This window comes from Shouchella shacheensis, from assembly GCF_001484965.1.
Lineage (GTDB): Bacteria > Bacillota > Bacilli > Bacillales > Bacillaceae_D > Shouchella > Shouchella shacheensis.
Window position 1 is genome coordinate 29,969 of sequence record NZ_LLYY01000006.1, and the last position, 26,629, is coordinate 56,597.

Annotated in this window: 36 protein-coding genes; 13 read left to right on the forward strand and 23 right to left on the reverse strand. The window is 47.7% G+C overall.

Annotated elements, in window-relative coordinates:
- Positions 1–84 precede the first annotated feature (84 nt).
- The 5 genes from galE to AVZ68_RS08300 all read right to left on the reverse strand — a co-directional run bounded on the left by galE (position 85) and on the right by AVZ68_RS08300 (position 3,345).
- On the reverse strand, positions 85–1,089 hold the full coding sequence (gene galE, locus AVZ68_RS08285) for a UDP-glucose 4-epimerase GalE (RefSeq protein ID WP_059104076.1): 1,005 nt from the start codon (positions 1,087–1,089) through the stop codon (positions 85–87).
- Positions 1,090–1,192: 103 nt separating this feature from the next.
- Positions 1,193–1,492 (reverse strand): hypothetical protein, encoded by a 300-nt coding sequence (locus AVZ68_RS08290; RefSeq protein WP_059104077.1) that lies wholly within the window; start codon positions 1,490–1,492, stop codon positions 1,193–1,195.
- A 258-nt stretch (positions 1,493–1,750) separates the two neighbouring features.
- On the reverse strand, positions 1,751–1,894 hold the full coding sequence (gene sda / locus AVZ68_RS19770) for a sporulation histidine kinase inhibitor Sda (protein WP_082676400.1): 144 nt from the start codon (positions 1,892–1,894) through the stop codon (positions 1,751–1,753).
- Positions 1,895–2,111: 217 nt separating this feature from the next.
- Positions 2,112–2,765 carry a BRO family protein gene (locus AVZ68_RS08295; RefSeq protein WP_059104078.1) on the reverse strand — a complete coding sequence of 218 codons (654 nt, stop codon included), beginning with the start codon at positions 2,763–2,765 and terminating at the stop codon, positions 2,112–2,114.
- Positions 2,766–3,006: 241 nt separating this feature from the next.
- A complete protein-coding gene (locus AVZ68_RS08300; RefSeq protein ID WP_059104079.1) occupies positions 3,007–3,345 on the reverse strand; it encodes a hypothetical protein in 339 nt (112 codons plus the stop codon).
- A 162-nt stretch (positions 3,346–3,507) separates the two neighbouring features.
- Here AVZ68_RS08300 and AVZ68_RS08305 point away from each other — a divergent pair, with 162 nt between their 5' ends.
- The 4 genes from AVZ68_RS08305 (at position 3,508) to AVZ68_RS08320 (ending at position 4,887) form a co-directional block, all read left to right on the forward strand.
- Entirely contained in the window at positions 3,508–3,735 is a 228-nt protein-coding gene (locus AVZ68_RS08305; RefSeq protein ID WP_059104080.1) for a spore germination protein, read from the forward strand.
- Between the two features lie 129 nt (positions 3,736–3,864).
- Complete coding sequence (locus AVZ68_RS08310) at positions 3,865–4,086, forward strand: spore germination protein (protein ID WP_245628091.1); 222 nt, start codon at positions 3,865–3,867, stop codon at positions 4,084–4,086.
- Positions 4,087–4,109: 23 nt separating this feature from the next.
- On the forward strand, positions 4,110–4,319 hold the full coding sequence (locus AVZ68_RS08315) for a hypothetical protein (RefSeq protein ID WP_059104082.1): 210 nt from the start codon (positions 4,110–4,112) through the stop codon (positions 4,317–4,319).
- A gap of 37 nt (positions 4,320–4,356) precedes the next feature.
- A complete protein-coding gene (locus AVZ68_RS08320) occupies positions 4,357–4,887 on the forward strand; it encodes a bZIP transcription factor (protein ID WP_059104083.1) in 531 nt (176 codons plus the stop codon).
- Here the strand turns inward: AVZ68_RS08320 and AVZ68_RS08325 are convergent.
- The 3 genes from AVZ68_RS08325 to AVZ68_RS08335 form a co-directional block, all read right to left on the reverse strand.
- Entirely contained in the window at positions 4,884–5,711 is an 828-nt protein-coding gene (locus tag AVZ68_RS08325; protein ID WP_059104084.1) for an ATP-binding cassette domain-containing protein, read from the reverse strand. The genes AVZ68_RS08320 and AVZ68_RS08325 overlap by 4 nt on opposite strands.
- Positions 5,712–5,774: 63 nt before the next feature.
- The gene (locus AVZ68_RS08330; RefSeq protein WP_082676404.1) at positions 5,775–6,929 is read right to left on the reverse strand and encodes an agmatinase family protein; all 1,155 of its coding nucleotides are present in this window, start codon (positions 6,927–6,929) and stop codon (positions 5,775–5,777) included.
- A gap of 123 nt (positions 6,930–7,052) precedes the next feature.
- A complete protein-coding gene (locus tag AVZ68_RS08335; protein ID WP_059104085.1) occupies positions 7,053–7,520 on the reverse strand; it encodes an Hsp20/alpha crystallin family protein in 468 nt (155 codons plus the stop codon).
- 123 nt (positions 7,521–7,643) lie between these two features.
- On the opposite strand from AVZ68_RS08335, the gene AVZ68_RS20580 reads away from it, so the two are divergent.
- Positions 7,644–8,018: a hypothetical protein gene (locus AVZ68_RS20580; RefSeq protein ID WP_059104086.1), complete on the forward strand. Its 375-nt coding sequence runs from the start codon at positions 7,644–7,646 to the stop codon at positions 8,016–8,018.
- A gap of 79 nt (positions 8,019–8,097) precedes the next feature.
- On the opposite strand, the gene AVZ68_RS08345 is transcribed toward AVZ68_RS20580, so the two are convergent.
- The gene (locus AVZ68_RS08345) at positions 8,098–8,295 is read right to left on the reverse strand and encodes a hypothetical protein (RefSeq protein WP_059104087.1); all 198 of its coding nucleotides are present in this window, start codon (positions 8,293–8,295) and stop codon (positions 8,098–8,100) included.
- A 180-nt stretch (positions 8,296–8,475) separates the two neighbouring features.
- On the opposite strand from AVZ68_RS08345, the gene AVZ68_RS08350 reads away from it, so the two are divergent.
- The 4 genes from AVZ68_RS08350 to cbiQ are packed head-to-tail and all read left to right on the forward strand — an operon-like array spanning position 8,476 to position 11,203.
- Positions 8,476–9,099: a CbiM family transporter gene (locus AVZ68_RS08350; protein WP_059104088.1), complete on the forward strand. Its 624-nt coding sequence runs from the start codon at positions 8,476–8,478 to the stop codon at positions 9,097–9,099.
- A complete protein-coding gene (locus tag AVZ68_RS08355; protein ID WP_059104089.1) occupies positions 9,089–9,514 on the forward strand; it encodes a hypothetical protein in 426 nt (141 codons plus the stop codon). The genes AVZ68_RS08350 and AVZ68_RS08355 overlap by 11 nt, the downstream gene beginning before the upstream one ends.
- Before the next feature lie 31 nt (positions 9,515–9,545).
- A complete protein-coding gene (locus AVZ68_RS08360; RefSeq protein WP_157404611.1) occupies positions 9,546–10,439 on the forward strand; it encodes a DUF4198 domain-containing protein in 894 nt (297 codons plus the stop codon).
- 20 nt (positions 10,440–10,459) lie between these two features.
- Positions 10,460–11,203 (forward strand): cobalt ECF transporter T component CbiQ, encoded by a 744-nt coding sequence (gene cbiQ / locus AVZ68_RS08365; protein WP_059104091.1) that lies wholly within the window; start codon positions 10,460–10,462, stop codon positions 11,201–11,203.
- Between the two features lie 123 nt (positions 11,204–11,326).
- Here cbiQ and AVZ68_RS08370 read toward each other — a convergent pair whose 3' ends face one another.
- From AVZ68_RS08370 to AVZ68_RS08430, 13 genes are all read right to left on the reverse strand, one after another.
- Positions 11,327–13,378, reverse strand: a complete 2,052-nt coding sequence (locus AVZ68_RS08370; protein WP_059104092.1) for a CocE/NonD family hydrolase — start codon at positions 13,376–13,378, stop codon at positions 11,327–11,329.
- A 14-nt stretch (positions 13,379–13,392) separates the two neighbouring features.
- The gene (locus tag AVZ68_RS08375; RefSeq protein ID WP_059104093.1) at positions 13,393–14,097 is read right to left on the reverse strand and encodes a TetR/AcrR family transcriptional regulator; all 705 of its coding nucleotides are present in this window, start codon (positions 14,095–14,097) and stop codon (positions 13,393–13,395) included.
- Between the two features lie 20 nt (positions 14,098–14,117).
- Entirely contained in the window at positions 14,118–15,698 is a 1,581-nt protein-coding gene (locus tag AVZ68_RS08380; RefSeq protein ID WP_245628092.1) for a BCCT family transporter, read from the reverse strand.
- Positions 15,699–15,858: 160 nt separating this feature from the next.
- Complete coding sequence (locus AVZ68_RS08385; protein ID WP_059104094.1) at positions 15,859–16,068, reverse strand: CGNR zinc finger domain-containing protein; 210 nt, start codon at positions 16,066–16,068, stop codon at positions 15,859–15,861.
- Positions 16,065–16,382: a YxlC family protein gene (locus AVZ68_RS08390; RefSeq protein WP_059104095.1), complete on the reverse strand. Its 318-nt coding sequence runs from the start codon at positions 16,380–16,382 to the stop codon at positions 16,065–16,067. The genes AVZ68_RS08385 and AVZ68_RS08390 overlap by 4 nt, the downstream gene beginning before the upstream one ends.
- A complete protein-coding gene (gene sigY / locus AVZ68_RS08395; RefSeq protein ID WP_082676409.1) occupies positions 16,363–16,911 on the reverse strand; it encodes an RNA polymerase sigma factor SigY in 549 nt (182 codons plus the stop codon). The genes AVZ68_RS08390 and sigY overlap by 20 nt, the downstream gene beginning before the upstream one ends.
- A gap of 5 nt (positions 16,912–16,916) precedes the next feature.
- Positions 16,917–17,747, reverse strand: a complete 831-nt coding sequence (locus tag AVZ68_RS08400; RefSeq protein WP_059104096.1) for an ABC transporter permease subunit — start codon at positions 17,745–17,747, stop codon at positions 16,917–16,919.
- Entirely contained in the window at positions 17,740–18,639 is a 900-nt protein-coding gene (locus AVZ68_RS08405) for an ABC transporter ATP-binding protein (protein WP_059104097.1), read from the reverse strand. Before AVZ68_RS08405 ends, AVZ68_RS08400 begins: the two co-directional genes overlap by 8 nt.
- Before the next feature lie 236 nt (positions 18,640–18,875).
- Positions 18,876–19,235, reverse strand: coding sequence for a DUF4870 domain-containing protein (locus AVZ68_RS08410; RefSeq protein ID WP_437182686.1), 360 nt, complete (start codon positions 19,233–19,235; stop codon positions 18,876–18,878).
- Between the two features lie 238 nt (positions 19,236–19,473).
- The gene (locus tag AVZ68_RS08415; protein WP_059104098.1) at positions 19,474–20,319 is read right to left on the reverse strand and encodes a hypothetical protein; all 846 of its coding nucleotides are present in this window, start codon (positions 20,317–20,319) and stop codon (positions 19,474–19,476) included.
- Between the two features lie 69 nt (positions 20,320–20,388).
- The gene (cypC, locus tag AVZ68_RS08420; RefSeq protein WP_059104099.1) at positions 20,389–21,666 is read right to left on the reverse strand and encodes a CYP152 family fatty-acid peroxygenase CypC; all 1,278 of its coding nucleotides are present in this window, start codon (positions 21,664–21,666) and stop codon (positions 20,389–20,391) included.
- Positions 21,667–21,920: 254 nt separating this feature from the next.
- Entirely contained in the window at positions 21,921–22,178 is a 258-nt protein-coding gene (locus AVZ68_RS08425) for a hypothetical protein (RefSeq protein WP_059104100.1), read from the reverse strand.
- Positions 22,175–22,786, reverse strand: a complete 612-nt coding sequence (locus AVZ68_RS08430) for an RNA polymerase sigma factor (protein ID WP_059104101.1) — start codon at positions 22,784–22,786, stop codon at positions 22,175–22,177. Before AVZ68_RS08430 ends, AVZ68_RS08425 begins: the two co-directional genes overlap by 4 nt.
- A 459-nt stretch (positions 22,787–23,245) precedes the next feature.
- On the opposite strand from AVZ68_RS08430, the gene AVZ68_RS08435 reads away from it, so the two are divergent.
- The 4 genes from AVZ68_RS08435 to AVZ68_RS08450 all read left to right on the forward strand — a co-directional run bounded on the left by AVZ68_RS08435 (position 23,246) and on the right by AVZ68_RS08450 (position 25,020).
- A complete protein-coding gene (locus AVZ68_RS08435) occupies positions 23,246–23,815 on the forward strand; it encodes an RNA polymerase sigma factor (RefSeq protein WP_059104102.1) in 570 nt (189 codons plus the stop codon).
- Positions 23,808–24,020, forward strand: coding sequence for a hypothetical protein (locus AVZ68_RS08440; RefSeq protein ID WP_245628093.1), 213 nt, complete (start codon positions 23,808–23,810; stop codon positions 24,018–24,020). The genes AVZ68_RS08435 and AVZ68_RS08440 overlap by 8 nt, the downstream gene beginning before the upstream one ends.
- A 109-nt stretch (positions 24,021–24,129) precedes the next feature.
- On the forward strand, positions 24,130–24,720 hold the full coding sequence (locus AVZ68_RS08445) for an NADPH-dependent FMN reductase (protein WP_059104104.1): 591 nt from the start codon (positions 24,130–24,132) through the stop codon (positions 24,718–24,720).
- Positions 24,721–24,738: 18 nt separating this feature from the next.
- Positions 24,739–25,020: a GNAT family N-acetyltransferase gene (locus AVZ68_RS08450; protein ID WP_302466624.1), complete on the forward strand. Its 282-nt coding sequence runs from the start codon at positions 24,739–24,741 to the stop codon at positions 25,018–25,020.
- 195 nt (positions 25,021–25,215) lie between these two features.
- Here AVZ68_RS08450 and AVZ68_RS08455 read toward each other — a convergent pair whose 3' ends face one another.
- Positions 25,216–26,460, reverse strand: a complete 1,245-nt coding sequence (locus AVZ68_RS08455) for a DNA polymerase IV (protein WP_059104106.1) — start codon at positions 26,458–26,460, stop codon at positions 25,216–25,218.
- Between the last annotated feature and the right edge of the window lie 169 nt (positions 26,461–26,629).

Sequence of the window (26,629 nt, forward strand, 5' to 3'; positions counted from 1 at the left end):
TCGCCGCAAACGGGCGGAGAGCAGCATCTCTACTTTTCATGAAACTCTCACCTGGGGGTCGAGGAGTTCCACCTTGCTCACTTCTCACCCGTTCCCCCCTTGACGATGCTTCTGCCATCTCCATGCGTCCTGACACATGTCAAAAATGCCTTTTTCTGCCCGCCATCCAAGCTCTCGTTCGGCTTTGGCCGGGTCAGCGTAGGAAACGGCTGCATCTCCGGGTCTTCGCTCGACTACTTGAACCGGAATGCTCAGCGCATTGGCCTCTTCAAAGGCTTTGACCACTTCGTAGACGCTATAGCCTCTGCCTGTGCCAAGATTGTAAGTGTGAACGCCCGTACTCAGATGCTCCAGGGCTGAGACATGACCTTGTGCTAGGTCAACGACGTGGATGTAATCCCTGACGCATGTTCCGTCCTCGGTGTCATAATCGTCGCCAAAAATCGAAAGACGCGGGAGCTGCCCGATGGCGACTTGAGTGATGTATGGCATTAAGTTATTCGGGGTTCCCTTGGGCTCCTCTCCAATAAGGCCGCTTGGGTGAGCGCCCACTGGGTTGAAATAGCGAAGCACGGCGACGCGCCAATTCTCATTCGAGCTGCTAAGGTCCTCTAGCATGTCTTCTAGCATTCTTTTCGTATTTCCGTACGGATTGATCGCTTGCAAGTTAGCTGTTTCCGGCACAGGCGTTTGCTTCGGGATGCCGTACACGCACGCCGATGAGCTAAAGACCAGTTGATAGACCTCGTGCTCACTCATCACTTCGCAAAGATTCAACGTGCCGATCAAATTATTGCGGTAATACTTCAGCGGGAACTCGACCGATTCCCCTACCGCTTTGAAGCCAGCTAAATGAATCACGGCTTCAATCGAATGCTCCCCAAACACCTGAGCCAGCTTCTCCTTCTCAAGCAAGTCCACATCATAGATGCGAACGGAACGACCCGCGATCTTCTCCACTTGTTCCAAGGAGTCTACACGGCTGTTTGAAAAGTTGTCCACAACCACAAGCTCATGCCCTGCCTTCAAAAGCTCCACGCATGTGTGACTCCCAATATAGCCTGCGCCTCCCGTAACCAGCACTTTCATAAAATATCCTCCCTCTTTAGCACCCTTTCTCTATCGTACTATAACAAAACGAAGCGTGCCTGTGGCTTCAAATTCATGCACCTCGGCACAGCTGTCCTCCTGTCTACGTATACTCACATTCCACAAGCAGCCGCTCGATCCGTGCACACAGATCCTCCCCGACAACATCGTAGGCGCCTCCCAGCACAAGCCTGTCCTCTTCGCTTTCATTCTTCGTGACTTCCACATCAAGCAGTTCCTTGCGATTGCTCTCAACGCTGATCACCACCGGCTTCTCCCCTGTGGCCGTTTTTGCTCGTATTAGAATCCCCGACTCCGTAGGTACGTACGCATTCACTCCCCAGTTAGAAAACGCTTCCTCCTTAGAAGCATGAATGAACTCAATAATATCTTCTGCCCGCATGGTTTCCCCTCCAAAAGCTAATACGTTCATTGTACCACGAGACACTAGATGTAGCTTCCACCACCTAAAGCCCCCTAAGAACACAGTCAAAATGCGCAGGCAGGTCGCACCAAAGCGCGGATATTGCAGACCCGATCAAAGAAATCCCGAACTTGGACTTCAGGGCAGGACTGAAAAATCTCGACGCTTCTATCCACCGGAGCGGAACAATACCAAAATGCGCAGGCAAGTCGAAGCGGAACAAAAAAGAGCTCGCCCTCAGGCGCGCTCGGCATTTTTATCACTTAGTCCTCGTTTATCCATTTCTTGTTTTAAAACGAGAAGAAAATCAGGCTCAAGCTCTAGTTCCAACGACTTCTGGTACGCCTCCAGTAACAGCCGGTTAGGCAATGGTTCCAACATATTCTTGCCCTCCTACTTTTATGATTAAAATCTGACGTACGTCCTCCTTCATTTTTACCACAAACATATTTTCTTGTCACGACTTCCGGCAATATCTCTCAGCATTCAACATGAATCTTTGAGAAGAAATAGGATGAAGCCCCTAGCCTTTTCGCCAGGAGCTTCATTTTTAGCTAGCACATGCATCCATTGCGCTCGCTGCGCCGTCCCACTCTCTTTATTTAAAAGGAATAAACCCGACACTCTCCAGCAGATGCTCAACAAGTATCTCTCCTCTTTTGGTCCAGTGGATCAGCTTTCTATGTTGTATTTTCCCAGTTCTGAATGTAAAGTAAACCTCGAGCGACTGAGCATATCCCGCGCCATGAATCCGTTTGGTCAATACCCAATCCTTCCCATCTTTTTCAATGACGTTCTTTGACTCCAATAATTGGTCCACCGTCTCCCCAGAAAGAAGATACCTTCGTGCGATGGTTTCCGTCGTGGTGATACCGTCGGGAAGCAAAAACCAATTGTCCCGCTTTCCAACATGGGGCTTGGCTCGTTTGTTTGGTTCTTCATTTCTAAACCGGGGAAAGATCTCCTCGACCACCCATTCAAAGAACGGTCCGGTTTCATCGAGATTGCTCGTCATCGCCATTTGATAAAAACCCGCTTTATTTACAAGGAACATAGCTTCTAGGTTCCCATCATCGTTGCGGACCAAGTGGCGCCTCTTGCACGAAATAGCCAGTCTACCCAGACTGTCCTGTTCGTTCACGTTTAAAATAGCCGAAACATCTCGCGCCAAAAACCATAGCTTGTCCTCAATGCAAAGGAACCGCACCTTCATTCCTCGGTACGAGAAAAAATTAGACTGAGCAAACGGCATACCCATTCCTCCCTGGTCAACAGGTACCTCTGACGAAAACGCCAAAGACTGGACAGAGTTGTACTTTTAACCTAATTCGCGCTTCTTCTGCCTTTTCCTGCTTTTTGAAGCCAAAATGCTCGTTTTTCTAAAGCTAGGGAACATTTTTAACAATATGTATAATATTTCTCTTCTTGCTTCACGCTTCACTAAAGCGCGGCAACGTTCACTCATTGCAGAAGGAGGGAGAAGCTCTCCCTCGCTATGAGAATCGCTTCTCTGATTTGCACATGACAGGCGTGTGCGCCCCGTAATTCGGATGCAAAACGGTATAATCTTGCGAGGGCCAGTGTGTGATGTTTGGCTGGATGTAATGGGCTGGCTCACCCGACACATAGGCACACACATTGCCCTTCTGTGCGTCGGGCACTGATTGTTTTCCCATCCCCATGATTGCCGGGATATTGACTTGAGTCCCAGCACTCACATTCGATGGATCGTAGATATGCTGATTGACCGATTTTAATACGTGAAGCGGAACCTGGTATGTGGCAGCCACATCGTCAAGCGTTTCATGTCTAGCTGTAAAATGCATTTTCATGTGAACGACCTCCTTCGTACTTTCATTCTATACAGCGTATTCGTTACCCGTTTTTTTGCTAATCCCTCCACGCGTCGTTTTTATTGGCCATGCACCTATTCAAGCGAGTGTCATATCATGACCATGAATTTGAGTTTGGGCAAGACCGTGAGGGGGATGATGATGTTCTGGACACATGCAAATAACATTTTTGGGGTGCGGGTGAATAGCGCCGACAAAAATACGTCAATGAATCTAGGGAATGCCCTGCATAAAGGGTATCAGGCGAACTCGAAAAAGAACGCCGGGTATGGTCAATCTGGGGATGCGAACTTCTCTCCATTGCAATTCAATAATGCCAATTTAACCAATGACCCCGACGTAACGGACCAAGGGCAAGCGCAGGTCTAGCTTCGTTCCATGTGAAAAGACAGAGCCGGTGGTTTCTGTCTTTTCTTTTTACATAGTCCCTTAACAGTGTCATCCTCACTGAAGTCGCATAGGATTAAAGTAAAGGTAAACCATTAGGGGGAGTTTCTGTTGACGCATTTGAACAACATCTTTGGCATTCGTGTGAATAACGCCTCAAATAACGCCTCAATGAACTTTGGAAACGTGTTGCATAAAGGGCATCAGGCCAATGTTAAATTAAATGTCGGTTACCTGCAGGCAGGCGACGCCAACTTTTCACCGTTACAGTTTAACAACGCCAATTTGACCAACGATCCTGACGTTTCCGATCAAGGTCAGGCACAGGTCTAACTTGTTGGAAAGGAAGGTAGCCCGTGCAAATTAATATTAAGCAGATTCATATCAATTCCATCAGCACGATAGGGTCCCTCAACATCGGTAAAACGGTCTTGAGTCAAAATCAGTCTTCGAGCAAGCGCTATCCGAAACCCTACTATGAAGAACAGGAGCCGGAAAACGGGGAAGAGAGTGAGAATGACGAATCCCTTCCTTCGATAGATCCTATTTTCGGCTCCTCTCCATAACACGACGGGTGAAGTAAACGAAAAGGGGGGAGTGCCAGTGTCGAACCGCCATCATCGCTATTATCCTAATGAACCCTATCCAACCTACTACCCACAAGCACCGCCGATGTATCAGCAACCGGTCCCGCAGCCTCTCGTACCCTACGTTCAACCGGATCAACCGGAGTACACATCCAAAGACAACGATCAGGCTCACGTTCAAGCAGAAGCGCCGACGTACGACCCTCCACCGAACGTTTTTGATCAAGTGACCCAACAAATGAAAGAGCTTCGCGACAAACTGGATAAAGTTGAACAAGAAAACGAAGAACTCAAAGAAAAAGTGGAGAACATCAAAACGATTAACATCGAGAACATCAACTACAAGATTCAGGAGTTGACCGTCCAAGAACTATCCGGATCGTTAATGATTGGAATGACCTCTTTAGCGGATGCGGTGGATGTTGAAAAACTCATGAACGACAAAGGGAATCTTCAGTTTAACGATATCGATACGGAAGACCTTGAACAGCAAATGGAAAATCAGCAGTTGAACGATAATAACGAGGGCTCTGATCCGAATGGTTAAGTCAGAGCCTCTTTGTTCATGGATTCAAAAAGAATGCGTGCGGCCTCTTGTTCATTTCTAGGGAGTTTTTCTTTTTCGTAATTCAGCATTCGAAACAGCCTTGCGATCACAGGCAAATGCAGTTCTGCCTCTCGAACCGATTCCTCATCAACGAGTAACTCCGTCCCCCCGCTAGCCAAGAGCCTCCCTTCTTTCATCAGAATAATCGTATCGGCCCACGAAGCGGCAAAATTAACGTCATGGGTGGAGAGAAGAATCGTTTTTCCCATAAAATGCAGGCCGTGGAGAAGAGCGGCGACATCGTCTTGTCCTTGAGGATCAAGATAAGACATCGGTTCATCCAAGATCACAATATCTGGCTGCATCGCCAGTATCCCAGCAATCGCCACTCTCTTCTTCTGCCCGTAGCTTAAGTGAAAGGGCGGCTTCTTTTTAAACTCTAGCATGCCGACCGAACCTAGGGCCGCATGGCAAACCGCTTCGATTTCCTCCTCTGACATCCCCAAATTACGCGGACCAAACTGAACATCCTCCAGCACCGATCCTGAAAACACTTGATCGTCAGGATCTTGAAAAACGAGCCCGACCTTTCGACGGATCGCTTTGGCGCTCCTTTTCGTCAGTGCCTCCCCCATGATCGTGATCGACCCCTCATCTGGAATCTTCAGCCCATTCAAATGATGGAGGAGCGTGGATTTGCCAGCGCCATTCGGACCGAGAAGTGCCACTTTTGCTCCGATAGGAATGTTCAATGTAAGGGTTTCGATGGCTTTCGTCCCATCTGTATATTCATAGCTAATTTCGTTTAGTTCAATGGCATTCATCTGTGGCTCCTTTCTCTAAAAACTCCTCCATGTCAAAGCACAGAGGAGATGTAGCCCACTCGTTTAGGAAAAGCTCTTCCCAATCTTTCCTTCATCCACCATTGCCCCAAGAACATCGGCAATCACCCGTGTCGCTAGCAATGACGTTTGGTCACTGACATCATAAGGAGGAGAGACTTCGACCACTTCTAGGCCACAAATGCCCTCTCTCGCCACAATATCAATGAAATCCAGCCCTTCCCTCGGGAGAAACCCCCCAGGCTCCGGCCACCCCGTGCCTGGAACAAATCCGCTATCAAAGCTATCAATGTCCACACTCAAATACACAGCTTTTGCTCCTTTCCAAGCTGTTTCCAACGCAATTTCAGCGACTTTCTCAATTCCCAAGCGTTCAACATCTTGGATTGAAATGACGGTCGTATCAAATTTCCGCACATTCTGAACGGCTTCTCGTGGCACTTGCCACCCCCCAATCCCTACTTGAACAAGATTCGAAGGCGGCGCATTCGGGATATTGGTGGCATGGAACCACGGGGTCGTGTGCATGCGTTCATCCATATCCTTTTCCTGGAGGTCTAAATGTCGGTCCATATGAATGATCCCGACTTTTCCATCTACATTGTCAGCAATAGCTCGAAGACATGGGTAACCAATGGAATGGTCCCCCCCAAGCATCACGGGGAGCGTCCCTTGAGCAAAGACATGAGAGACCGCTTTGAAGATTTGGTCAAAGCTTTTCTCAATATTGGCGATCGTAAAGACGTCTCCAAGATCACACATTCTTAACGATTCTAATAAATCGATCCCTTTCTCATAACTGTAGCCACTGTACAGTTTTGAAATGCGCCGAATCGCTTCTGGACCAAAGCGTGTGCCCGACCGGTACGTCGTTCCAATATCAAAAGGAACTCCCATAAAGGCGACATCATACTCTCCGACCTTGCGAACATCTTCTAAAAACGGCGTTCTCATAAACGTCGGTATCCCCGCATAGCTAGGTCGACCCTCTCGCGTAAATGTAGATATGGTGCGATCCCCTATGGAAGGAGCCGATTCCAACCCATACTCAACCGACCTTTGCCAAAGCTTCTCGTTTTCAACTTCCGGAATTTTCGCTTCTTTCTCCGCAGCTTCAATGCCGAGGAGATCGCTCTCTCTCTTGCTTTCAAGCGCTTTTTTCTTCCTAAAACTTAATCCGTGGTTATCAAAAAAGCCCAATACCTACCACCCCTGTTCTCAAATTCTTCGATGCATCCTTCACCGGATGGAGACGTTTCACGTGCTACCTCTATAGGTATTCGACAAATTGTATGGGTATGACAGTGAACCCCAACTCCTCCGTTAGAAGTTGGGGTTATCCATGTCTTGAACGATGATTTTATTTTTCGATTGATTGGGTCGGATTAAACGATGCAAATGAATAAACAGCAGCCCGCGTTTGAACAAGGCTTCGACTTTATCGTCCCTGACCGCATATGGCAGTTCCAACGTCCGCATGACTGGCCCTTGGTATAACTCCTGATGCAGCAGGTGAAAGCCGTTGTAATCAATGTGCATCGTCCCTCTGACTTCAAGCGTTTTTTCATACACATAAATGTCGACATCCTCTAATTTTAAGCCCGGCAAGGCGAAGATACACAGAAGTTCATGCCCAGATTCATAAATATTGACGCTCGACGAACTACTCGTGGAACTCGTCGTTGAACCAGGGCTGCTTTCAAAATCCATGTTTTCAAAACTCGAAAAGAAATCCTCCCCTAAAAAGCTTGGCAATGACTTCTTCCACCCGTTTGGCCTGCTTTTGTGCATCATCCAGCCTCCTCTCTTTGCTCTTCTACTATTTATATGAGGAATAAAGAGGGAAGGTTACACGTTCTGAGGAGACTGACATACACTAAGGTGACTACAACAAACAAGAGGGAGGAAGTCGAGATGTTCCAGCAACTGTTTCCCCCACCCATGAGCCCGATGGGGTTTAACCCGTTTGAGTACGGGTGGCAGCAGCTTCCACTAAAAACGCCCATTTTCAATCCTTTCTTTAAATCGCAGCCCCCTGTGCAAACGCACGGTCACGCCAAGCAGCCCTCGTTTCCTTTTCATACACAGCCATCTGCCCACCACCCCTTCGCTCACCCATTTTTTCAGGACTCACCTGCAGGCGGTCACCTCCATCACCCCCCTCATGGTGCGCCCCCAAAGGGTGGGAATACGAACGTGAATACGTTGGGCGGTGGCGTCCAAAAAGCCATGGGGTTCTATCATCAAGTAAGCCCGATGTGGAAGATGGTAGGAAGCTTTTTAAAATAGCCTTTCCGCACCATTCGTTCTTTCCGGCCGGGTTCCGATCCCCTCTCGGCCGGGTTTTGCCCTCATTCTTACGCGGTAGTTATGCTTCCTCTTCTTCCTCTTCCTCCTCCGGACAAGCAAAACTGAACTCGTCCCCAATCGCAATTTCTCCTGCGACGATCTTCATGTTGGCCTGCAACCCTTTGTGAATGGACGGCCCATAATTGATCGACGCCCCACTTGACACATTATTGATCCGTAAATGATGAATAATGGTTTGAGGCCCATACCTATGCATCTCTTATCCTCCTCTCTCTAGTTTTTAGCACTATATGTAAGCCCTCCCGCTTTCGTATGGTTCATGATCTTTGCCTTTCAGGAAAGAGGCGCTTGCCAACCATTGATGGACATAATCGATGCCCAAAGCCCATACAAATCACTTGAATGCAACACTACTAGGGGATGGGGGAGGTGAATGATGCATATTGCTGATGGCGTTCTCAGTCTCACTGTTGCCCTCGCCACTACGGCCGGGGCTGTCGGTGTACTGGCTTACTCAATCAAAGGCGTTAAAGAAGAGGACATTCCAAAGATCAGCCTTCTCACCGGTGCGTTTTTTGTCTCGTCGTTAATCAATATTCCCATTGGGCCAACGTCTGTCCACCCTTTGCTCGGAGGCTTTCTTGGATTGGTTTTAGGAAGGCGAGCGCCTTTAGGGATTTTTATCGGCTTGCTTCTCCAAGCTGTCCTGTTTCAACATGGGGGGATCACGACGCTCGGAGCCAACACCTTATTAATGTCGCTTCCAGCCCTTCTCATCTACTGGCTTTCCCCTCTTGGGCGAGGCATGCCGATGTTTGCGAAAGGGTTTTCGGCGGGCTTCCTTGCCATCGGGAGCGGGGTTCTTTTACTGGTCGTTTTTTTACTCCTATCCGATGCGCGCTACGGAGAAGGGGCGTTTTCCGTGATTCGCATGGTGATGATGGCTTACTTGCCGCTCGCTTTGTTGGAAGGCGTTCTTACAGGGTTTGCCGTCAAGCACTTATATGCGATGAGACCCACCCTTTTGACGGAGGTGATACAAAAAGAACATGAACCATAAAATCTGGCATATCCTAATGATTCTTTGTGTAAGTCTGGGTATAGGGCCGCTGCTTCATCCAGAGTATGCCGAAGCCCATCGCATGATCATTGAAGAAGTGGAAGAAGGAATCGTGCTCGTTCGGTATGACGATGGTACTGAAGCTCGTGTCGCTTCTGTGTCCACGTTCAATCAAGAAGGGGAAGTTGTAGCAGAAGGAACCGTCGATGAAAATGGCCGTTTTCATTACGACAAAGACATAGACGCGTATCGTTTTGTCGCCGATGATGGTCTAGGGCACCGTGCCACGTGGGTCAATGAGGAAGACGAAGAAACAACAGGGCTAGCCTCCGTGCCCCTCCCGGTTCGTGCGATTTTAGGGGTGTCCGTCTGTCTTTTTGTAGCGGCCATCTTTCTATACCGTCGCAAATCATAATCTTGCAAAAAATAAGAGGTGAAACGTGCACATGAAAAAAACAACGATTTCTCTGATTTTCGCTTTGTCCTGTTTGTTCTTGTTTTTCCCCTCCGATACATTCGCTCATGAGCTATCGATTCAAATTGAGGAGGACACGGCAAGCGAGGAGCTTCGCGTCGATGTGATTTGGGGACATATCCGAGATTTTGTCGATTATGCAGAGGTGGACGAATTCGAGCTTCATGTTCGCTACCCAAGTGGAGAAATGGAAGAGTTAGCTCTTGAAGCGATTGGCGTGCAAGGCAGAGCTTATGTGCCGGCTGCTGAGGAAGGCGATTACACCTTCTGGGCCGTTAAACAACCGAGTACATACACGCCCGACGGTGGTGTGACGCAACTAAGCAGCCATATGGCAAAAGCCGTCTACCCCGTGGGAAGTGGAAGTGACACGTCTGGTCAGCCTGTCGAACTGGAACTAGAGATCGTCCCAGCTGTCAGCATTAACGACTTTTCCACAGGTACATTTAGCGGCACCGTTCTCTTTACCGAAAATGAAGCTGCAGACGCCACGGTCACCGCTTATGGCCCAGAAGGAGAAGTGCTAGAAACCGTCTCTTCTTCTGAAGGAACCTTTGACTTTGAATTGGACACGACGGGAGAATGGTTAATCAAAGCCCACTTGCCAGAGGAAGAAGCCGGGACCCTTGAGGGGGAAGACTACGAAGCCATCAGTCGCAACACCACCCTCTTAGTGGATACGACCACTGAAGAAACGGAGAACACTACCACTGAACAAACAGAGGGTGCGGCCGCTGAAGAAACGGAGAATTCCGAGACCCAAGTGCCTTCTCTTGTAGCAATGCTGGTCGTCGGCTTGCTTGTTGGTGCCACCGCTACGCTATTCGTGCTGAAGAAAAAAGGAAGCCAAGAGAATCGTGACTGATGTGAAATGGTGGGGATCTTATGGCGAATCATTTAGAAGAAGAGCAAATAGCAGGCATTCCGAGATGGGCTTTAGTATGGGAGGCAAGAGCGAAACTTCTAGCGGCCGTTTTCTATATTTTTGCAGTGATTAGTTTAACGACGCCTTCTTTCGCTGCCCTTGCCTACCTTATCTCCTTGGCCGGTGCGCTTCTTATGGGGATTCCCCTGGCCGTCCTGCTTAAGCGGTATTTAATCATCACTCCTTTTCTTCTGCTGATGACGGTTCCGTTGTTCTTTAGCCAGGGTCCCTTCCTTGCCTTTGACCATGTCGCCTTTGCCGTGTTGATCATTTTGAAAGCATTCACCTCCATGACTGTGATTACCATCATCCTGGACACCCAGTCGCTTGAGCAATTCATGAATAGCCTTGCTGATTTAAAGGTACCTCCAGTGCTAATTACCGTGTTAATGCTTTCCTATCGCTATGTTTTCTTATTTCTCGACGATTTTCAAAAAATGCAGCTAGCGGCGAAGTCTCGCTTCTTTAGAGGCGGGATTGGCATCAAACGTCTGAAGATTTATGGGCAGCTCACAGGGGCCTTGCTTGTCCAATCCCTCGACCGCTCCGACCATGTGTATGAAGCCATGGCATCCCGTTGTTTTAACGGGACCTTTCGTTTTAAGCACTCACGCAAACTGACAGCCGCCGATCTCTCTAAGACGCTCTTTGCCTGTTTGTTGATCGTGACTTTGGTTTTTTTAGAGAGAGTGTTTGTGGGGTGATCCACGACTTCAAAAAACTCAACCAGTGAGTCCCAACTGGAAATCGAAACACACTGGTTGCCTATCCTTTTTCTAGCTGTTCTCTTGAAAGGCTCAGCCGATCATGACCCCCTGTGCTGGTTGTTATTGGAAGTCTCTTGGAATTTTCCTTTCCCACGTTTTCGTAAAGATTTCTTTTTCATTTTCAATAGCACTCATTGTATTGGTCAAATAGAATGTCGTCTCATCACTGGTCATTTCACTGAAGCTCTTTACTTTTGTTTGCCAGTCCTCTCTGCCGATCTTTACTTCCCATTCACAATGCGCACATGCAGATAAAGGATCATTTTCTTTAATCGTATACGTGTTCTTGTTGATACTTCCGTATTGCAGACCATTTATAGACAATTTTCGTTCGCCTTCGTCAGAAACGTCCTCAAGCTTCCAAATACCGGTAATTGTATCATGAGATACTTCTCTTGTCCGATTTTCTGCTCTTATAATTTCCTTATCGATGACCTTTGCAGTTTCTGGGTAATCAAAGTATTCGCATGCTTCCTCTTTGCTTTGAGGCGTTCTGACAGGTAAAGCGAGATGGGTATCTTCGCCTGAGTAGATCGTTAACGTCACTGGCTTTGGCGAAGGCCATGCTTGAGGCCAATACGTTGGTGATAAAGCCACTTCTAGCTGGTGACCCTTCGGTATTTGCTGGCCTAGCGCATCGAGTTGAATCGAGACTTTGTACCTTTTTCCCGGTTCTAGAGGTTCAGGATGCTCATGAGAATGTCTATGGGCTAAATTCAAGATTCCCCAACTAATCAGTGTCGATTCACCGGTTGGTGCTTTGTCACATAGCCTTACTGCTAATAATGCCTGTTCTTGATCCGATGATAATTCAGCATCAAACGTAGGGTGGCCCAGAAGTTCTACTGTTTCTTCAAATGGTTCTGATGTAAAGACGACCGCTTTTCCATTCTCTACACGTTGATCCGATGGCAAGTCCCCGGGCTGGCCAAAAGGACAAAATACGCCTGCGTAAAAACCATGGTCTTGCACACTTGGAATGAGAAATTCTTCTGCTTCTTTGACTTCCTCTATTAATTTTGCTTCTGTAAGCCAGAGAGACTTCTTTTTGACATTGGCAGAAGGCCATTCATGATCAGCCACCCATTTGCCGGGTCTTTCGGGATAGTTGACGGCTGGCCGTTCACTGTCTTGAATCCACGAGATTAATTTAGGTTCTTCCATAATGCCTGTATCTTTTCCTTTTAGCCATTGATCCCACCAACGCAGACATTCCTGTAAAAACCCGATCGCCGGTTCAGGCGTAGCCACTTCAGGGTATTCATGCGCCCAGGGCCCAATCAACCCTTTGCTTTCATTCGGTAGGTTTTCAAGCAGTCGAAACACTGCATTGGTATACCCATCCTGCCAACCACTCACGGCAAACACCGGTAGTTGGATATCGGAGTAATTCTCACAGATCGATCCGTGCTTCCAGTACTCATCTCGCCTCTGGTGTCTCATCCACTCTTCAACAAATGGTGGCGTGTTTTCTAGTCGGTCGAACCAGTTCTCTCTCCAGCTTTCACCAACAACCGATGGGTCCTGGGGTCTTGCATTGTAGGCAAACATCGTAGATGCCCACCAAAGCATGTCTGAAGCTAAAATGGTGCCGCCTTTGTAATGGACATCATCTGCATATCGGTCATCTGTCGAACATAACGTAATAATGGTTTTTAGCGCTGGGTGTTGTCTCGCCGCAACTTGCAGGCCACTAAACCCTCCCCATGATTTACCGATCATCCCTACGTTTTCAGTCGACCATGGCTGTTCACAGATCCAATCCAACACGTCTAATGCATCATCTTGTTCCTGCTTTAAATATTCATCTAGTAGAATCCCATCTGAATCACCGGAGCCCCTGATATCCACACGAATACTTGCATAGCCATGCCCCGCAAAGTAAGGATGTCTGATAGAATCTCGAATCGCTGTAAAATCGTTTTTTCGGTACGGAATGTATTCTAAAATTGCCGGAACTGGATGCTCTTCCGCGTCTATTGGCAACCAGATCGTTGCTGCTAATTTCGTTCCATCAGACATCGGAATCCATACATGATCCATCTTTTTTGTTTCCCTTGGAAATTCTGTTTTTATCTTGCGTTTCTCGGAGTCTCTTATGTTAAATACCAATGCTGTCAACCTTTCTATCCATTGTTCTTTGGTCTGAGATTAATTTCCTGCCGCTTTTCAGGTGGAACGACTTTCATTACACTTTCATATACATAGTACATGGTCCGTTCAATCGCCTCGTCCACAGAATAATTCCTACGCTGATTCATCACCGTCGTCATCATCCCTTTCCAGAGTAACATAGTGGACTCGGCAATGAACTCCACGTCTTTTTGCTCCATAAACCCTTCGTTTACGGCATCCTGTATATATAAAGCGCTTCGTATAGAAAATGTTTGCTCCATAACAATCGACTTTATTTGTTCAGGCAACCCGATCAAATCATCTTGGTAGATCTTATAGTAGTTCTCCACTAGTTCCTCAGGGATCGGGCCTAGTTTATTAATGAAGATCACTGAGTAAATTTGCGGCTGTTCAAAGGAATGTTTACAGAAACACTCCCACATATACAACCACTTTTCAATTGTATTCGCCCCCTTGTCCATATAGTGAGGCAAGTCTTCTATATATCCTTTCGTAAATCGCATCGCCGCAAAAAAAAGTAATTGGGGAAGACCCTGAAAATAGTTATAGGCAGTGGAACTCGTGTACCCTGCTTTATCGGCTATTTTTCGAATCGTAACCTTATCAATTCCTTCTTTTTCGATCACTTCTGTTGCCGCATCTAAAAAATAACGCCACATGCGAGCTTTTTGGATTTCTTTTCTTCCAGCCTCCATAAGACCCACCTTTCTAAAAATCAAACGATGTTGTTTCTATTTTCTTGCCCACTGCTACTCACATACACATGCTTATGGGCATCTTGCTTTAACCATTTAATGAGCGACATGGATAACAAGATATACATGATCAAAATAGGAACTGAAACGAACACAGAGGAAGTTTGTACAACTCCTAGACCGCCAACGATGGTTAAGCTAATTGCTAAAGCTGAGAGCACGACTCCCCACAATAAACGGTGCCAGCGCGCGGGCTCTGCATTCCCTTTTAATTCTTTTGTTGCGACACTGGCAATCACATAGCTTGCTGAGTCAAGGGATGTGGCTAAGAAAATAAAGCCAAGAATGACAAAGAATATCGATACAAAGAGTGACAGTGGCAAAGAGTTTAGCACCGCTACAATAACAGCTTGCTCGCTTTGTTCGGTTAATAGTTCGGTCAAGGCCACCTCTCCACTCAATTCTAGGTTCATGGAGTAACTTCCAAACACTCCAAAGTATAACCAGCTACCAAGAGACCCCCACATTAAAATATTAAACACAAGTTCTCGAATGCTTCTGCCCTTCGATATTCGAGCAACGAAAATACCGATAAACGGAGCTGTTGCTGCAAACCATGCCCAGTAGAAAACGGTCCATGCCTGAGGGAATCCCCCTTGAGAAATTGGATCTGTGTACAGACTCATTCTCATAAAATTATCTATCATAAGTCCTAAACTATTTGTAAAGTACGACAGAATAAATAAAGTAGGACCTACAACAATAACGAAGAGCGCTAGCCCAAGGGCCATGTAAACGTTCCAATCACTTAATCTTCGGATTCCCTTATATAAACCGAAATAAGCACTTGAACTAAAAATGAAGGTCCATACGATAATAATGGCAATGTTTAGCCATAGGCTTGGTTCAATGCCAAAAATATTACCAATCACTGCAGAAACCATTGGCACGCCTAGACCTAAAGAAGTACCCAATCCACCGATCATGCTCCAAATTACTAAAATATCGATGACTTTGCCTAATAAACCGTCGGCATGCTTACCTAAAACACCCCGGCAGGCAGCACTGATTCTTAATGAAGGATCTTTTCGCACATAAAAGCTATAAGCCATCACAACGGCTGGTAAGGCATATAACGCCCAGGCGGAGATCCCCCAATGGAACAAGCCATAGCTGACAGCATACTCCGCCGCTTCCGTGGAGCCACCTTCGATTCTAAATGGAGGGCCCGTGTAATAATACAGAGGCTCTACAATTGACCAAAACATGATGCTTGTCCCCATACTTGCACAGAAAAGCATCCCTCCCCAACTAAAACGGGAAAACTCAGGTTGATCGTCAACGCCACCTAACTTGACTCTTCCATACCGTCCTACCATTAACCAAATTAAAATGATAAACAATCCGATCGTTAGAAATTCAAACGCCCAGTCCAAGCGATAGGTGATCGCAGCCATCATTTCCTCTACGAATGGACCAGCCGTGTCTCTGTAAATCACCAATAAAAGGGTGGCGCTGACGATGAATAATAAAGAAGGCCAAAAAATAGTTTTATCAATTTTAGGATTCATATCTTGTTTACATACCTCATTTCTGTTCATTGTTGTGTCGTTCTAGCAACTGCTCCCCCCTTCCATATTGAACACATTCTTAATATGAACTTATTCATTTTATGAACACGTTCATATTAACACAGTTATTGAACTTGTCAAACGTGTCGAGATCCTTCACACCTCCTTCCGTGAAACGGAGGAGTGACTACTAGCTGTCTCTCCCCCTTTTCATCCACTTCGACCAGAGCACATAAATCACAAGCGGCGTCGGAACCTGAATGAGCCCCCAAATCCCCCAAAACCAGCGACGATGGCCATTCTTCCCTGCATCAAGGAAAAGCCACGTGCTTTGCGCAAAAAGAAGGAGAACAATCACCATCCAGCCGTACCAGGGCAACGTCTCAGGATTTGTGGTCATCGCGGGTGTCCCTCCCAACGTCGTTTTCTAAAACAGAACACCCCTAGCGCGATAAGCGTCCCGGCTACCTGCAAAACAAGAAACGGCATCAGTACATAATTCATCACGCCAAACACAATGGAAAGGACCACCGCAGCCACAAGCCAGAACAGGGCCAGCTCTTTCCAGAGTCGTTGCCTCTTTTCTTTTTGAACCGTTGCTACAAGCTGCTTGAAGTAGTCCGGCTGGGGCGGTTCCTGGTCTGTGGTGGTTTCTAGTTCTGCTAGCTGTTTGTTCAACCTCGATCTGAATACTTCATTGGTTTCCTTCTTCATTGTGCGACTCCTTTCTTAGCGCTTGTATCGCATGGTACACACGAGATTTCACCGTTCCTTCCTGTGCCCCAGTAAATAAAGCAATTTCATTGTATGTGTAGCCGTAGTAATGCTTGAGGATCAAAGCGATTCTCTGTTCATCTGGAAGCTCCGCCAGGCCTTCCAAAAGCTCAAGGCCATGGCCAGCATGCCGGGAGTTCCAGCGCATGCGCTCGGCCTGTTGATACGCCTTCATCCATGTATTCCGACGAGTCTGTTTTCGCTTTTCATCAAGAAACACGTTAGTCGCAATCTGAATCAGCCACGTTGAAAACTTCGCGTTTCCCTTGAATTGCTGAATCCGTTCAATGGCGCGAATCATCGTTTCTTGGGTCAAGTCTTCCGCAAAGCTAGGATCGAGTGTGATTTTCACAAGATAGTTTTTTACAAAGACGTAATTCTTCTCAAGAAGCAGCGCAATCGCTTGCTGATCTCCTCGTTTCGCAAGTCGAATCTTCTTTCGTTCCTCCATAGCAAAATCCTTTTTCACACATTTTACCCCATTTTTTCTAAAAATTCATGACGCTTCGTGAAGCGGCGAATGAGCTTGAAAAAAATGAGGCTAAGCACAACAATCGCAAAAGCAATCGCCAAAAGCAAGAGCGGTCGAATGAACAAGAACCCGACAGCCTGCCCAATGACGAGCGCCACAATAGGCAAAACCACGAGTCCACCGAGCTGATAGGCTTCTTGAAAGCCTTTCACCTTTGCGGAAATGAGGATATTAAGCAAAATAATGAAAATCGACAAGGCTGGAATGACAAGAAAGACAAGCAGTAACCAGCTCCCATTCGGAAAAATCATCCGTGTAAACAGCGGATACGCAAGTGTGTTGACCACCACCCCGTATAAGAGAAAGCTCGCCACCGTCAGCAAAAGAGCCGGTATGAATGCGGCCAGTGCTTTGCCAAGAAAAAGCTCGCCCATCGTGAGTGGTGTATAGAGAAGCCCCTCAAGCGTCTTCCTTTCCTTTTCCCCTGCAAAGCTATTCGCTGTGATCACACTCGCTGCCATCACAGGAATCAAAAGAAACAGCGGGGCAAACAAGTACATCGAAAGAAAGTAGACGAGTTGATGCGTCAAGCTTGGCATCGAGCCAAACAGTGCCTGAAGCGCGGGGTCTTCGATCGCTTCCAGTGTTCGGAGAAGCACCTCCATATTGCCGATCGACGTCAAATCAAAAAAACGAACCCATATAAGAACACCTCCGGGCAGCGCCGCCCCAAGCAAGACTGGAAGCAGCACCATCGGCAGCCATAGCTGCACGCTCGCTTTCACGGCATTCATGTCCTTCTTCGCCAGCGTCCACACGCCCCGCTTATTCATAGTGGCCCCTCCTCACCTGAAAGTAAATCGACTCGAGGCCATCATTCTTTACCTGTGCGCCGTATAGACTGGCAACACGGGCCACTTCTTTAAGGAGTTCTGGCAACGCTTCATAACCCGAGACCTTACAAGAGTATAGATTCCTCTCCAACTGCTTCGGCTCGTATTCGGCAAATTGGTGGATGTCTTGCCAATCTTCCACGTGCAAATGAACGACAAGCTCCTTGATAAGCGCTTGCCGCAACTCCGCAATCGTTCCCTCCGCCTGCTTCACTCCTCTTTCTAAAAACACGTAGCGCGTACACAAATGCTCTAGTTGACTAAGCACATGCGAGCAAAGCACAATCGTTGTCCCTTCTTGTTGATTAATCCCTTCTAGATAAGCAAGCACATCGTTCGTTCCGTCCGGATCCAGCCCATTCGTCGGCTCATCTAAAAACAGCACCTCCGGCTTATGCAAAAGCACCTTTGCCAGTCCAAGCCGCTTTTTCATCCCAGTGCTATACGTGCCTACTTTGCGGTCAAGAAAAGAGGTTAATGAGAGGAGATCGCTTAATTCATCAATTCGCGCTCTGGGATTAATGGCAAACAGATTTGCGAAAAAGTCCAGATTCTCCTTTCCTGTCATCTCTTCATATAGGCCTGGCTGTTCTGTTAACGTCCCGCAAATTCGTCTAACCTTCTCTCCACTCTGGATTGGATCAACTCCATTGATGTTGACTGACCCCTCTGTTGGTTTCAGCAACCCATTGAAGAGGCGAATGATGGTTGTTTTCCCGGCGCCGTTAGGACCGAGAAGGCCGAGGATCTCCCCTTTGGTGATGGTAACGGAAAGGTTTTGAATGGCGGTCTCACAGCCAAACGATTTTTTGAGGTTCTGAGCTTGCAACATCGGGCGTCTCTCCTTCTACTTGTGTTTATGAATAAGACGTTTGCGGGGGGCAAATGGTTCAATGGAAGAAATCTTTTTCAGAGAAAACTAGAGCAACCAACCTGAACCTCCCTTTATAGGAGTCACAGGCTGGCTGCTAGTTATCATCAAAGATCGGCTTTCTTACTCTCACCTCCCTTGTCTCTTAACGCCAAAAAACCTGCCCAGCCAACGCTGAACAGGCCTTTCGCAAAACATTACCTGAAAAATTTAATCGTCAAAGGAATGCGGTACTCTACACCGTCCCACGCCTTCACTGCTGCAACGATTGTAAAAACCAGCATCATGATGCCCAGGATGAAGAAACCAAGAAACCCAATTAAAACAATCATCAAGATGGCGGATATGATGTTGTAGATCACATACGACAATAGGAAATTAAAGTATTCTTTCCCGTGATAATCGACAAAATCCGACTGATCTTTTTTTATTAACCAGATGACGAGCGGCCCGATAAAAGCTGTAATGAAGCTAATCAAGTAAATCAACATCGCAAAAAATTTCTCATTTCCATCAGGCTCTCCGGTTTCTTCGTAGTCAATGATGTCATCGGCCACTGGTTCTCCCTCCTTTCTGTTAGCGTTGTATTATGTAAGCATACCTCTTTGTTTAGAATTAGTAAACAAGTGACATAGCTGTTTCAAAAGGAGTGGTGACCGTGACCTTAGATGATTCGCACCGACCTTTCCCTCTACCTAAGGGACCCTGAATCATGACACAATCCTTGAACGTCCCGCCCGGGGTAATTGCGGTCAGGTGCTTCCTCGTTTTTCGGATAACCATTTTTAAGGCTCCCTACTGTTGTTCAGCTAGCATGACACTTGCTCTCCCTTCCAAGAGATTCAAATGCACCGTATACCCATCCGTTTTCGCATTCATCATTGCGGAATCTCTGGCGAGTGCGTCTGTCTGAATCCCTTCAAGAAGTACAGCCACAATCCTACCTGCCTCATCGCATTTAAAGGTAAAGGATGCGTGGGGGTAATGGATGTAGCGATATCCGAAAGCATCGGTTTCTTCTTCCTCAAACCCCACGAGCCACTTCTTCACTTCCTCTATATCCTCGCCGATCTGTGAAAGCACATAGGAATAAATGCCAACGAGCTCCTCTGGCATCGCTTGGGCGACTTCTGCAAGTCCGATTGTGGCCCCCTCGGCCTCAGAGGGAATATAGAGATGTTCCTCGTCAATGACTTCCCCGCCTTGCAGTGAGTACCCAGTGCTTCCTTCGGCTACGACCTCGACTTCTGCCCCAAATGGCAAGCCTTCTGCCTCCAACTCTTCATTGGAAGAGAGTACCAGTCCTGTTTGTGGCGTGTCATATTCTTCTTGCTCTGTAAAAACGGGCATGGCTTCTTCTTGCTCTTCTTCCCCAAAAAGCAGAGCAAACATCGTTGCAAACACCGCGAGCGGGACGACAAGAACGAAAACGGTTCGTTTTGCCTTCGCTTTCTTATTCGTCCCCCGTCCGCTCTTACGCCCGCGACTTTTCCGCGGTAGCCAGTCACTCGGTTCATATGCCGTCGATTCTTCCCTTTCATTTGCGGAACCTTCCTCTTCCGCCTGGCTTGTATCTATAGAATCTCTTTCTTTTTTCGAAAAGTTACACCTTATGTCATTCACGCCCAGTGTTTGTTCCACATGCATCCCTCCTGCCCTTATTATCCATGATTAGAAAGTCGAAAAACAAGAGGGAATGCGTAGAGGCGCCTAGGTTGTTTGGGACGGTTCATGTGCTCTCCGGACGTTCGCGATGACCAACCGACTCTTTGGAATAGACGGCATCCTTCCTAACCTGTAGCTTAAATCTTGTTCAGGCACGTCATACGTGACTTGATTGGCTAGAAATTCGAGGCTCTCTTGCATGAGCATCACCGTTACCCATTCTCCCGCACAGCGATGGCCCATGTAGTGGTCTCCGCCGCCCTGAGGAATAAAGGCAAACGGGCTCCCTTTCCAGTCCTTAAAGCGCTCAGGCCTGAATTCGTCCGGTTTTTCCCAAAGGTCCGGATGACGATTGGTGCCGTAGATGTCAAGAAGGACAAGTGTCCCTTTTTTAAACTCATGTCCGTTCCAGTTGAAATTCGTTCGAACCCGCGCTCCCAAAAATGGGCCAAATGGGTAAAAGCGGCGAATTTCTTGGGCAACCATCTTGCTATACCCCTCTTCCTCCTTCTCAAGCTTCTGCCTTACCTCCGGATAGTCGTGGAGCGCCAGCGCACCAAAGGTAATGTAGCGGCCGATGGCGACAATCGGTCTAAGGATGTTGATGAGCTCTACGGCCGCAGTATGCCTGTCAAGCAGCTTCCCTTTCCTATCACGATGCCAGGCAATCACGTAAGCGGCCGTGTTTTCCGCAGGTCGCTCCTTCTTGGCACGAATTTGTTCGATGAAGGCTTCTATCCATTTTTCCGAACGCTCCCGCGCTTTTTTCCCTCGTTGGTATCGTTGACCGACCGCTCCAAAGGCATCGACCATTTCGCCGAATTCCTTCGCGCGTTGGTTCACTTCATTTCCCTCCAGAGGAACGCCGGCCCATTCACACGCCGTTTTGCACATGACTTCTTCCGCCTCATCGAAAAGTACGAGTTGCTCCGCCTCTTCCCACTCCGGGATTTTCGCTTGCCAGTTCTTTCTCGTGATGTTCACCACATCGTCTAAGCGTTCCGGTGTCATCAATGAGAGGAACATCAGCTTCCGATGCTTATGGTCCGCATCGTCCAATCCCTGAACGCCCCCTTTTCCAAAGAGCGATTTTTTAATTCTTGGAGGCGCCGCACCCTTTCGTATAAAACGTTCCTCGTCGTAAAACACTTCCGCCGCTTCCTTCCCGCTCATGCAAATCACCTTTTGCCCTAATAGACGGGTTTGGAAAACATCGGAGCCTAATTCTTTGCGTCGATTTGGGATAAACTGAAAGCCCTCAGACAGCAAAGCAAGCGTGTGATCCAACCCCTTATCTTTCGGTGTTTCGGCGTTTGAGTTCATCTGTCCTTCAGCTCCTTGTTCACTAGTGATCGGTCTTGGCTGCCTAGATAGAAATGATGCCCCGTTGATCACGCGGGAGGGGCTTCCATTGCTGCGTTTATTGGCAAAGCTCTTCTCTCTCTTTAAACGACTTTCGTTGGGGTTTGAGCATAGCAATAGGATCTAGTCTTCCCCGTTCGTCGTATGTTATCATTCGTTTTTGCTGCTTATATAAAGGGCAGCGGGAAGAAGGACCGAATGGAAGGATCCTTCCTTTATTCACTAAAGGGGCTCTCCTTCGACGGTCGGACCTGCGTGTCAGTGGAATACGCCCCCTCCTCTTCCTTCACAAGCTCAGCCAGTCGGAAAAAGCCAGGCACATCGCTGTAGCGAAGATTGCTGCTTGCTTCAATGACTTTCAATTTCACATCTTGTTCGACGTCTTCACGCTGACGGGCCGGAACGTGGCGAAGCGTTTTTCTAATTTTCGGCTCCATTTTTCGTAAAAGGCGCTCATTTTCAAAAGTGCTCATCGGTTTCTCCCCTTTCGAAGTTTTGTTTGTAGATTCTTCAGCGCCCTTCTCTTTATGTTGGAGATGTTCTGTGGGGAGTCTCCAAACAGCTTGGCCACCGCCTTTAACTCCATCTCCTGCATAAAGACCAATTCCAACACCTCTCGCTGCTTGGGAGAAAGCTCCTTCAGAGCCGCAAACAGCACAGGATCTTCTAGGGCAGAAAGCAGCTGCTGGTCCTCAAGACTTGCTTCGACGTTTGCCCTCTTGTCTTCAATTCGTTCCATGACGCTCGTTTCCATACCCATCCCGATGGGCTTGTCCAAGATGTAGAGATGCCTCTCAAAATGACGGTTGTACCGTTTATTCATTTCCCTCGCGTGATGGTAGATCAGCACGGAGACGTATTTCACCATTCGCCGTTCAAAGTAAAACGTTCGAAAACACTCGTCCAACTGTCGAATATTTGCCTCCGTAGGCTGACAGATGGCTTGAACATAGAGAAGATAGTGCTTTTTATCTTCGAGATAGGCTCGGACAATTGGTTGGTGTAAAAACGACTGATTGTTTTCTTCAAACGCTTGAAACACAGAGCTATTCGTGCAGATTTGAAGATCTCTATCTTCCATAGCAGAGCCCTCCCCCTTTCTATATAGAGAGTGATTCATCTACTAGAAAACAACCTCCACCCAGAAAAAACACAAACAAATGTTCTGTTTCTATTTTAACCCATATAGCCTCTGTCCGCTACCCCTAAGGGAAATCAATACTATGAGTCAGTCCTACGAAAGCCTTTCACATATAGTTAGACCTTCTCGCGCAGATCCGATTCTGCTTTCTCCCCCGCATTCGCTGCCTTCTCTCTCACATCCGTTGCTTTCTCCCCCACATTCGCTGCCTGCTCTCTCGCATCCGCTACATTCCGGCCACCCTAGCTTTTCCCCACATCCACTAAACTGCATGCCCTGCCAAAAAGAGCAGGCCTTTGGAATCAAAGAGGAACGAATGTTCTTGTTTGGTTGTTTTTTTGTTCGCTTTCTCTCTTTTTAAAAGGAGAAGGTACAAGAAATGAAAGGTGGCTCTTGCACATGTCCCTTGAACATTTTATGAAAATCAATCACCGCTTCTTTTCAAATCCGCTGATTCAATCGTTCATTGACGAACCAGACCATGCTTCTTTACTCAGAAGAACGGTTGAAAAAGGAGATCAGAGCGCCTCAAAACAGTTGGATGAACGCTTTGAGGACTTCTTCTTAAAGGTTCGCATGATTCGGTATATCGATCGTTTATCCACGTTCTATGTGAAGAGTTACGATCAGAAACGAAGGAAGAATCATCGTCAACTAACGCTGGACGCTCCTGCCGGTTTCGATCAAGATGAGTCACAAACGGAGCTTAGCAAGCTTCCTTCAAAGGAGCCTTCCCCTGCTGAATCGGTAGATCGACGGATTCCTGATTTGTTGACGGATAAAGAAAGCGTTCGACTCTATCAATCGTTTAGCGAAAAGAAAAAGAACGTGCTTGAGTGGTCGATCGTTCACCAGCTTTCGAATAAAGAAATCGCTGGACTTCTGGACTGCACGCCTCAGAATGTTTCCAAATTAAAAGCCCATGCCCTTCGTCAACTTCAACAGAAAGGAGGCCAAGCTCGTGGCTAAAACAAAGAATGAATTGATTATGGAAGTGTTGGCCTTAATGGAGGGTCGAATTAGGAGCGGACTTCAAGCAACACCGCCCCAAGAGCGAGAAGACTTAGAACAAGACATTAACGCCCGACTTGTCAAGGCTACAAACGAAATGGAGCGTGTCTCGTTTTGGACGTTTAAAGAACAATTTGATGAGAAACAAGACGATTCTGGCTAACCATGCTTCATTGGAGGAATGATCTGTATGGTTAAACAGAGGGATGGCGCCTCGTTCTCGTTGACAACCTTTTCAAAGCCTCTTATCCTTAAGGATAACTCTATTCAGATTGATCTTTGAGAGGAGAGAGGTCACCATAGATACAAAACGAAGAATTGCTGTTATTTGTGGAAGTTTACGGACAGATTCGTATAACCGCAAATTACTGGAAACCATTGAACAGGTAGCGCTGGATCGCTGGGAGACGGAGGAGATTGATTTGTCCGAGGTTCCTTTTTTCAGCGAGGATATTGAATCTTCGGGTGAACCGCCATCTGTCGGAGCGTTGCAGGCTGGATTTTCTCGTGCCGACGGGATTTTAATTGTTACGCCCGAATACAACGGAGGCATGCCGGCCACCGTAAAGAATGCCATTGACTGGGCATCGCGCGCCTCTAACCCGTCCTTGCTTGCAAAGAAGCCGTTCGCTGTCGCTGGCGCCACTTCTGGAACAGCTGGTACGATTCAGTCGCAGCTGCAGGTGAAGCATGTACTGACGCATGTCGGAGCGTACGTTATGCCTTCACCTAAAATCCTGGTCAACAGCGCCGATACGCTGTGGACAGAGGGAAGCACCGTCATTCAGGACGAGGCCACACACTTGCGGTTGCAACATTTTGCGAAAGCATTTGACGAATGGATCGAGCGCGTCTCTCCCTAACAAACGTACAAGGAGGAAATGACGATGACTGTAAAAAAAGAACCCAACCGCTTTTACCTGGACGATGATCAAGGGCGCACGGTGGCTGAGATAACGATTGTAGCTGGAGAGCAGAATACCCTTATTATTGACCATACCTTTGTCGACGAGTCGCTGCGTGGCCAAGGGATAGCCGCCCGGCTTGTCGAAGTGGTGGTAACGGATGCGAGGGAGCAAAACAAGACCATCGTCCCGGCTTGCCCGTTTGCCGAAAAAGAGTTTGAAAGCCATCCGGACTACCGCGATGTTTTAGCCACTTAATCACCCACCATGGAAGACCCTTTGAGATTTTGTGTCAAGGACGAATCCACAGAGATTTGCGAGGCCGGTGGAAGCATCCCTGGCCTCTTCTGCGGAGAGTCTGTCGGTCCGTTCCCGGGCGGGGCGGTCTTTTTGATAGGGTGAGCAAGGAATGCTTACCCTTTGATTGGCTGATAGCGCCCGTCGCTGTGACCCTCACTTATAGTGCCCACCGATTTTTTGATGGCGATCCTTAAGCTGGGAAGCTTCCATGAGCGAAATCCCCCGGGTGATCGCCCCTTTTCCATAACGATCGCGAATCTCGTCCATGACATAGCCAATGTGGGCAAGACGATCTCGGCTCTCGTTGTCTTCAAATAAGCTAAGCTGCCAGTCCTGATCGCTCTGTAAATTAGAAAGGGAAACCGCTATTTTTCGTACGGGGTACCCTTCCCAAAATTTATCAAGCAACGTACAGACATGCGTATACACTTCCATCGTAATATTGGTCGCCAGCGCCATCGTATATTGACGATGAAACCCCTTCTTTTCTTCATAGCTTGCTCCCATGACCGACAGCGTGACGGTGGATCCCATCCGGCCGGCTTTCCGTGTTCTTTGACAGACCTCTTCACATAACTCCAATAGCACCACTCGAAGGTCTTCCTTCGTGACATAATCGCGGGGCAGCGTCATCCCATTGCCGTACGCTTTTCGTGCCTCATGCGCCTTCCTCGTCACTGGCGAATCATCTTCCCCGTTCGCGCTCATCCACAGCACTTGCCCATGCCTGCCAAAACGCTTTTTAATGAGCCCTGGGTCAGACTTTGCCAGCTGGCCAATGGTACGGATGCCCATGTTGCGGAGGTGTGTACACATCCGCCCGCCAACGCCAAACAGATCCTCAATCGGCAAGTGCCACAGGTCCAAGTCGATCACATCCTGACTTAGACGATAAATGCCTGAGGTGCGTTTTTTGGCAAAGTTGTCGCACGCCAGCTTGGCTAGCACTTTGTTCTCGCCAATTCCCACCCTTGCGCGAATTTTTGTTTTCTCAAAAATGTCCGCCTGCACCTGTTTCGCAATCGTTCTCGGCGACCCAAACAGCCGCTGACTCCCCGTGACATCCATAAACTGTTCATCAATCGAATATGGTTCCACTTGATCCGTGTAGCCCTCTAAAATGCGGGTAATTTTTAATGATTCATCGATGTACTGTTGCATATGCGGGCTGACCACGACCAAATTCGAACACTTCTGTTTGGCTTCTCCTAGACGTTCTCCGTTCTTAATTCCCGTTTTCTTGGCGAGTGGGCAAGCCGCTAGGATGACCCCGCTGCGACGTGCCGGGTCCCCAGAGACAACGAGAGGCTGCCGCTCATACTGCGGATGATTCGCACGTTCCACTGATGCAAAGAACGACTGCATGTCGACAAGAAAAATCACTTTTGGTTTCTTCATCCCCCTTCCCTCCTTCACTGTTGTTTCAGTGTATACGAATATGCGTTCGATATTCAAGAGGTATTAAGAATATATGTTCGGTAAATAGTTCCAATGAAACCATCCCTCTCAGGCTGGGCGAACGGAAAACAAGCAGGCTTCTACGAAGCCTGCTTGTTTTTTTGTTTAT

What these genes read in the sequence shown, in the direction of transcription:
- galE (WP_059104076.1), bottom strand. Translation starts at nt 1,089, where the DNA reads ATGAAAGTGCTGGTTACGGGAGGCGCAGGCTATATTGGGAGTCACACA.
- AVZ68_RS08290 (WP_059104077.1), bottom strand. Translation starts at nt 1,492, where the DNA reads ATGCGGGCAGAAGATATTATTGAGTTCATTCATGCTTCTAAGGAGGAA.
- sda (WP_082676400.1), bottom strand. Translation starts at nt 1,894, where the DNA reads ATGTTGGAACCATTGCCTAACCGGCTGTTACTGGAGGCGTACCAGAAG.
- AVZ68_RS08295 (WP_059104078.1), bottom strand. Translation starts at nt 2,765, where the DNA reads ATGCCGTTTGCTCAGTCTAATTTTTTCTCGTACCGAGGAATGAAGGTG.
- AVZ68_RS08300 (WP_059104079.1), bottom strand. Translation starts at nt 3,345, where the DNA reads ATGAAAATGCATTTTACAGCTAGACATGAAACGCTTGACGATGTGGCT.
- AVZ68_RS08305 (WP_059104080.1), top strand. Translation starts at nt 3,508, where the DNA reads ATGTTCTGGACACATGCAAATAACATTTTTGGGGTGCGGGTGAATAGC.
- AVZ68_RS08325 (WP_059104084.1), bottom strand. Translation starts at nt 5,711, where the DNA reads ATGAATGCCATTGAACTAAACGAAATTAGCTATGAATATACAGATGGG.
- AVZ68_RS08335 (WP_059104085.1), bottom strand. Translation starts at nt 7,520, where the DNA reads ATGCACAAAAGCAGGCCAAACGGGTGGAAGAAGTCATTGCCAAGCTTT.
- AVZ68_RS20580 (WP_059104086.1), top strand. Translation starts at nt 7,644, where the DNA reads ATGTTCCAGCAACTGTTTCCCCCACCCATGAGCCCGATGGGGTTTAAC.
- AVZ68_RS08345 (WP_059104087.1), bottom strand. Translation starts at nt 8,295, where the DNA reads ATGCATAGGTATGGGCCTCAAACCATTATTCATCATTTACGGATCAAT.
- AVZ68_RS08350 (WP_059104088.1), top strand. Translation starts at nt 8,476, where the DNA reads ATGCATATTGCTGATGGCGTTCTCAGTCTCACTGTTGCCCTCGCCACT.
- AVZ68_RS08355 (WP_059104089.1), top strand. Translation starts at nt 9,089, where the DNA reads ATGAACCATAAAATCTGGCATATCCTAATGATTCTTTGTGTAAGTCTG.
- AVZ68_RS08360 (WP_157404611.1), top strand. Translation starts at nt 9,546, where the DNA reads ATGAAAAAAACAACGATTTCTCTGATTTTCGCTTTGTCCTGTTTGTTC.
- cbiQ (WP_059104091.1), top strand. Translation starts at nt 10,460, where the DNA reads ATGGCGAATCATTTAGAAGAAGAGCAAATAGCAGGCATTCCGAGATGG.
- AVZ68_RS08375 (WP_059104093.1), bottom strand. Translation starts at nt 14,097, where the DNA reads ATGGAGGCTGGAAGAAAAGAAATCCAAAAAGCTCGCATGTGGCGTTAT.
- AVZ68_RS08380 (WP_245628092.1), bottom strand. Translation starts at nt 15,698, where the DNA reads ATGAACAGAAATGAGGTATGTAAACAAGATATGAATCCTAAAATTGAT.
- AVZ68_RS08385 (WP_059104094.1), bottom strand. Translation starts at nt 16,068, where the DNA reads ATGACCACAAATCCTGAGACGTTGCCCTGGTACGGCTGGATGGTGATT.
- AVZ68_RS08390 (WP_059104095.1), bottom strand. Translation starts at nt 16,382, where the DNA reads ATGAAGAAGGAAACCAATGAAGTATTCAGATCGAGGTTGAACAAACAG.
- AVZ68_RS08400 (WP_059104096.1), bottom strand. Translation starts at nt 17,747, where the DNA reads ATGAATAAGCGGGGCGTGTGGACGCTGGCGAAGAAGGACATGAATGCC.
- AVZ68_RS08405 (WP_059104097.1), bottom strand. Translation starts at nt 18,639, where the DNA reads ATGTTGCAAGCTCAGAACCTCAAAAAATCGTTTGGCTGTGAGACCGCC.
- cypC (WP_059104099.1), bottom strand. Translation starts at nt 21,666, where the DNA reads ATGAACTCAAACGCCGAAACACCGAAAGATAAGGGGTTGGATCACACG.
- AVZ68_RS08425 (WP_059104100.1), bottom strand. Translation starts at nt 22,178, where the DNA reads ATGAGCACTTTTGAAAATGAGCGCCTTTTACGAAAAATGGAGCCGAAA.
- AVZ68_RS08430 (WP_059104101.1), bottom strand. Translation starts at nt 22,786, where the DNA reads ATGGAAGATAGAGATCTTCAAATCTGCACGAATAGCTCTGTGTTTCAA.
- AVZ68_RS08435 (WP_059104102.1), top strand. Translation starts at nt 23,246, where the DNA reads ATGTCCCTTGAACATTTTATGAAAATCAATCACCGCTTCTTTTCAAAT.
- AVZ68_RS08450 (WP_302466624.1), top strand. Translation starts at nt 24,739, where the DNA reads ATGACGATGACTGTAAAAAAAGAACCCAACCGCTTTTACCTGGACGAT.
- AVZ68_RS08455 (WP_059104106.1), bottom strand. Translation starts at nt 26,460, where the DNA reads ATGAAGAAACCAAAAGTGATTTTTCTTGTCGACATGCAGTCGTTCTTT.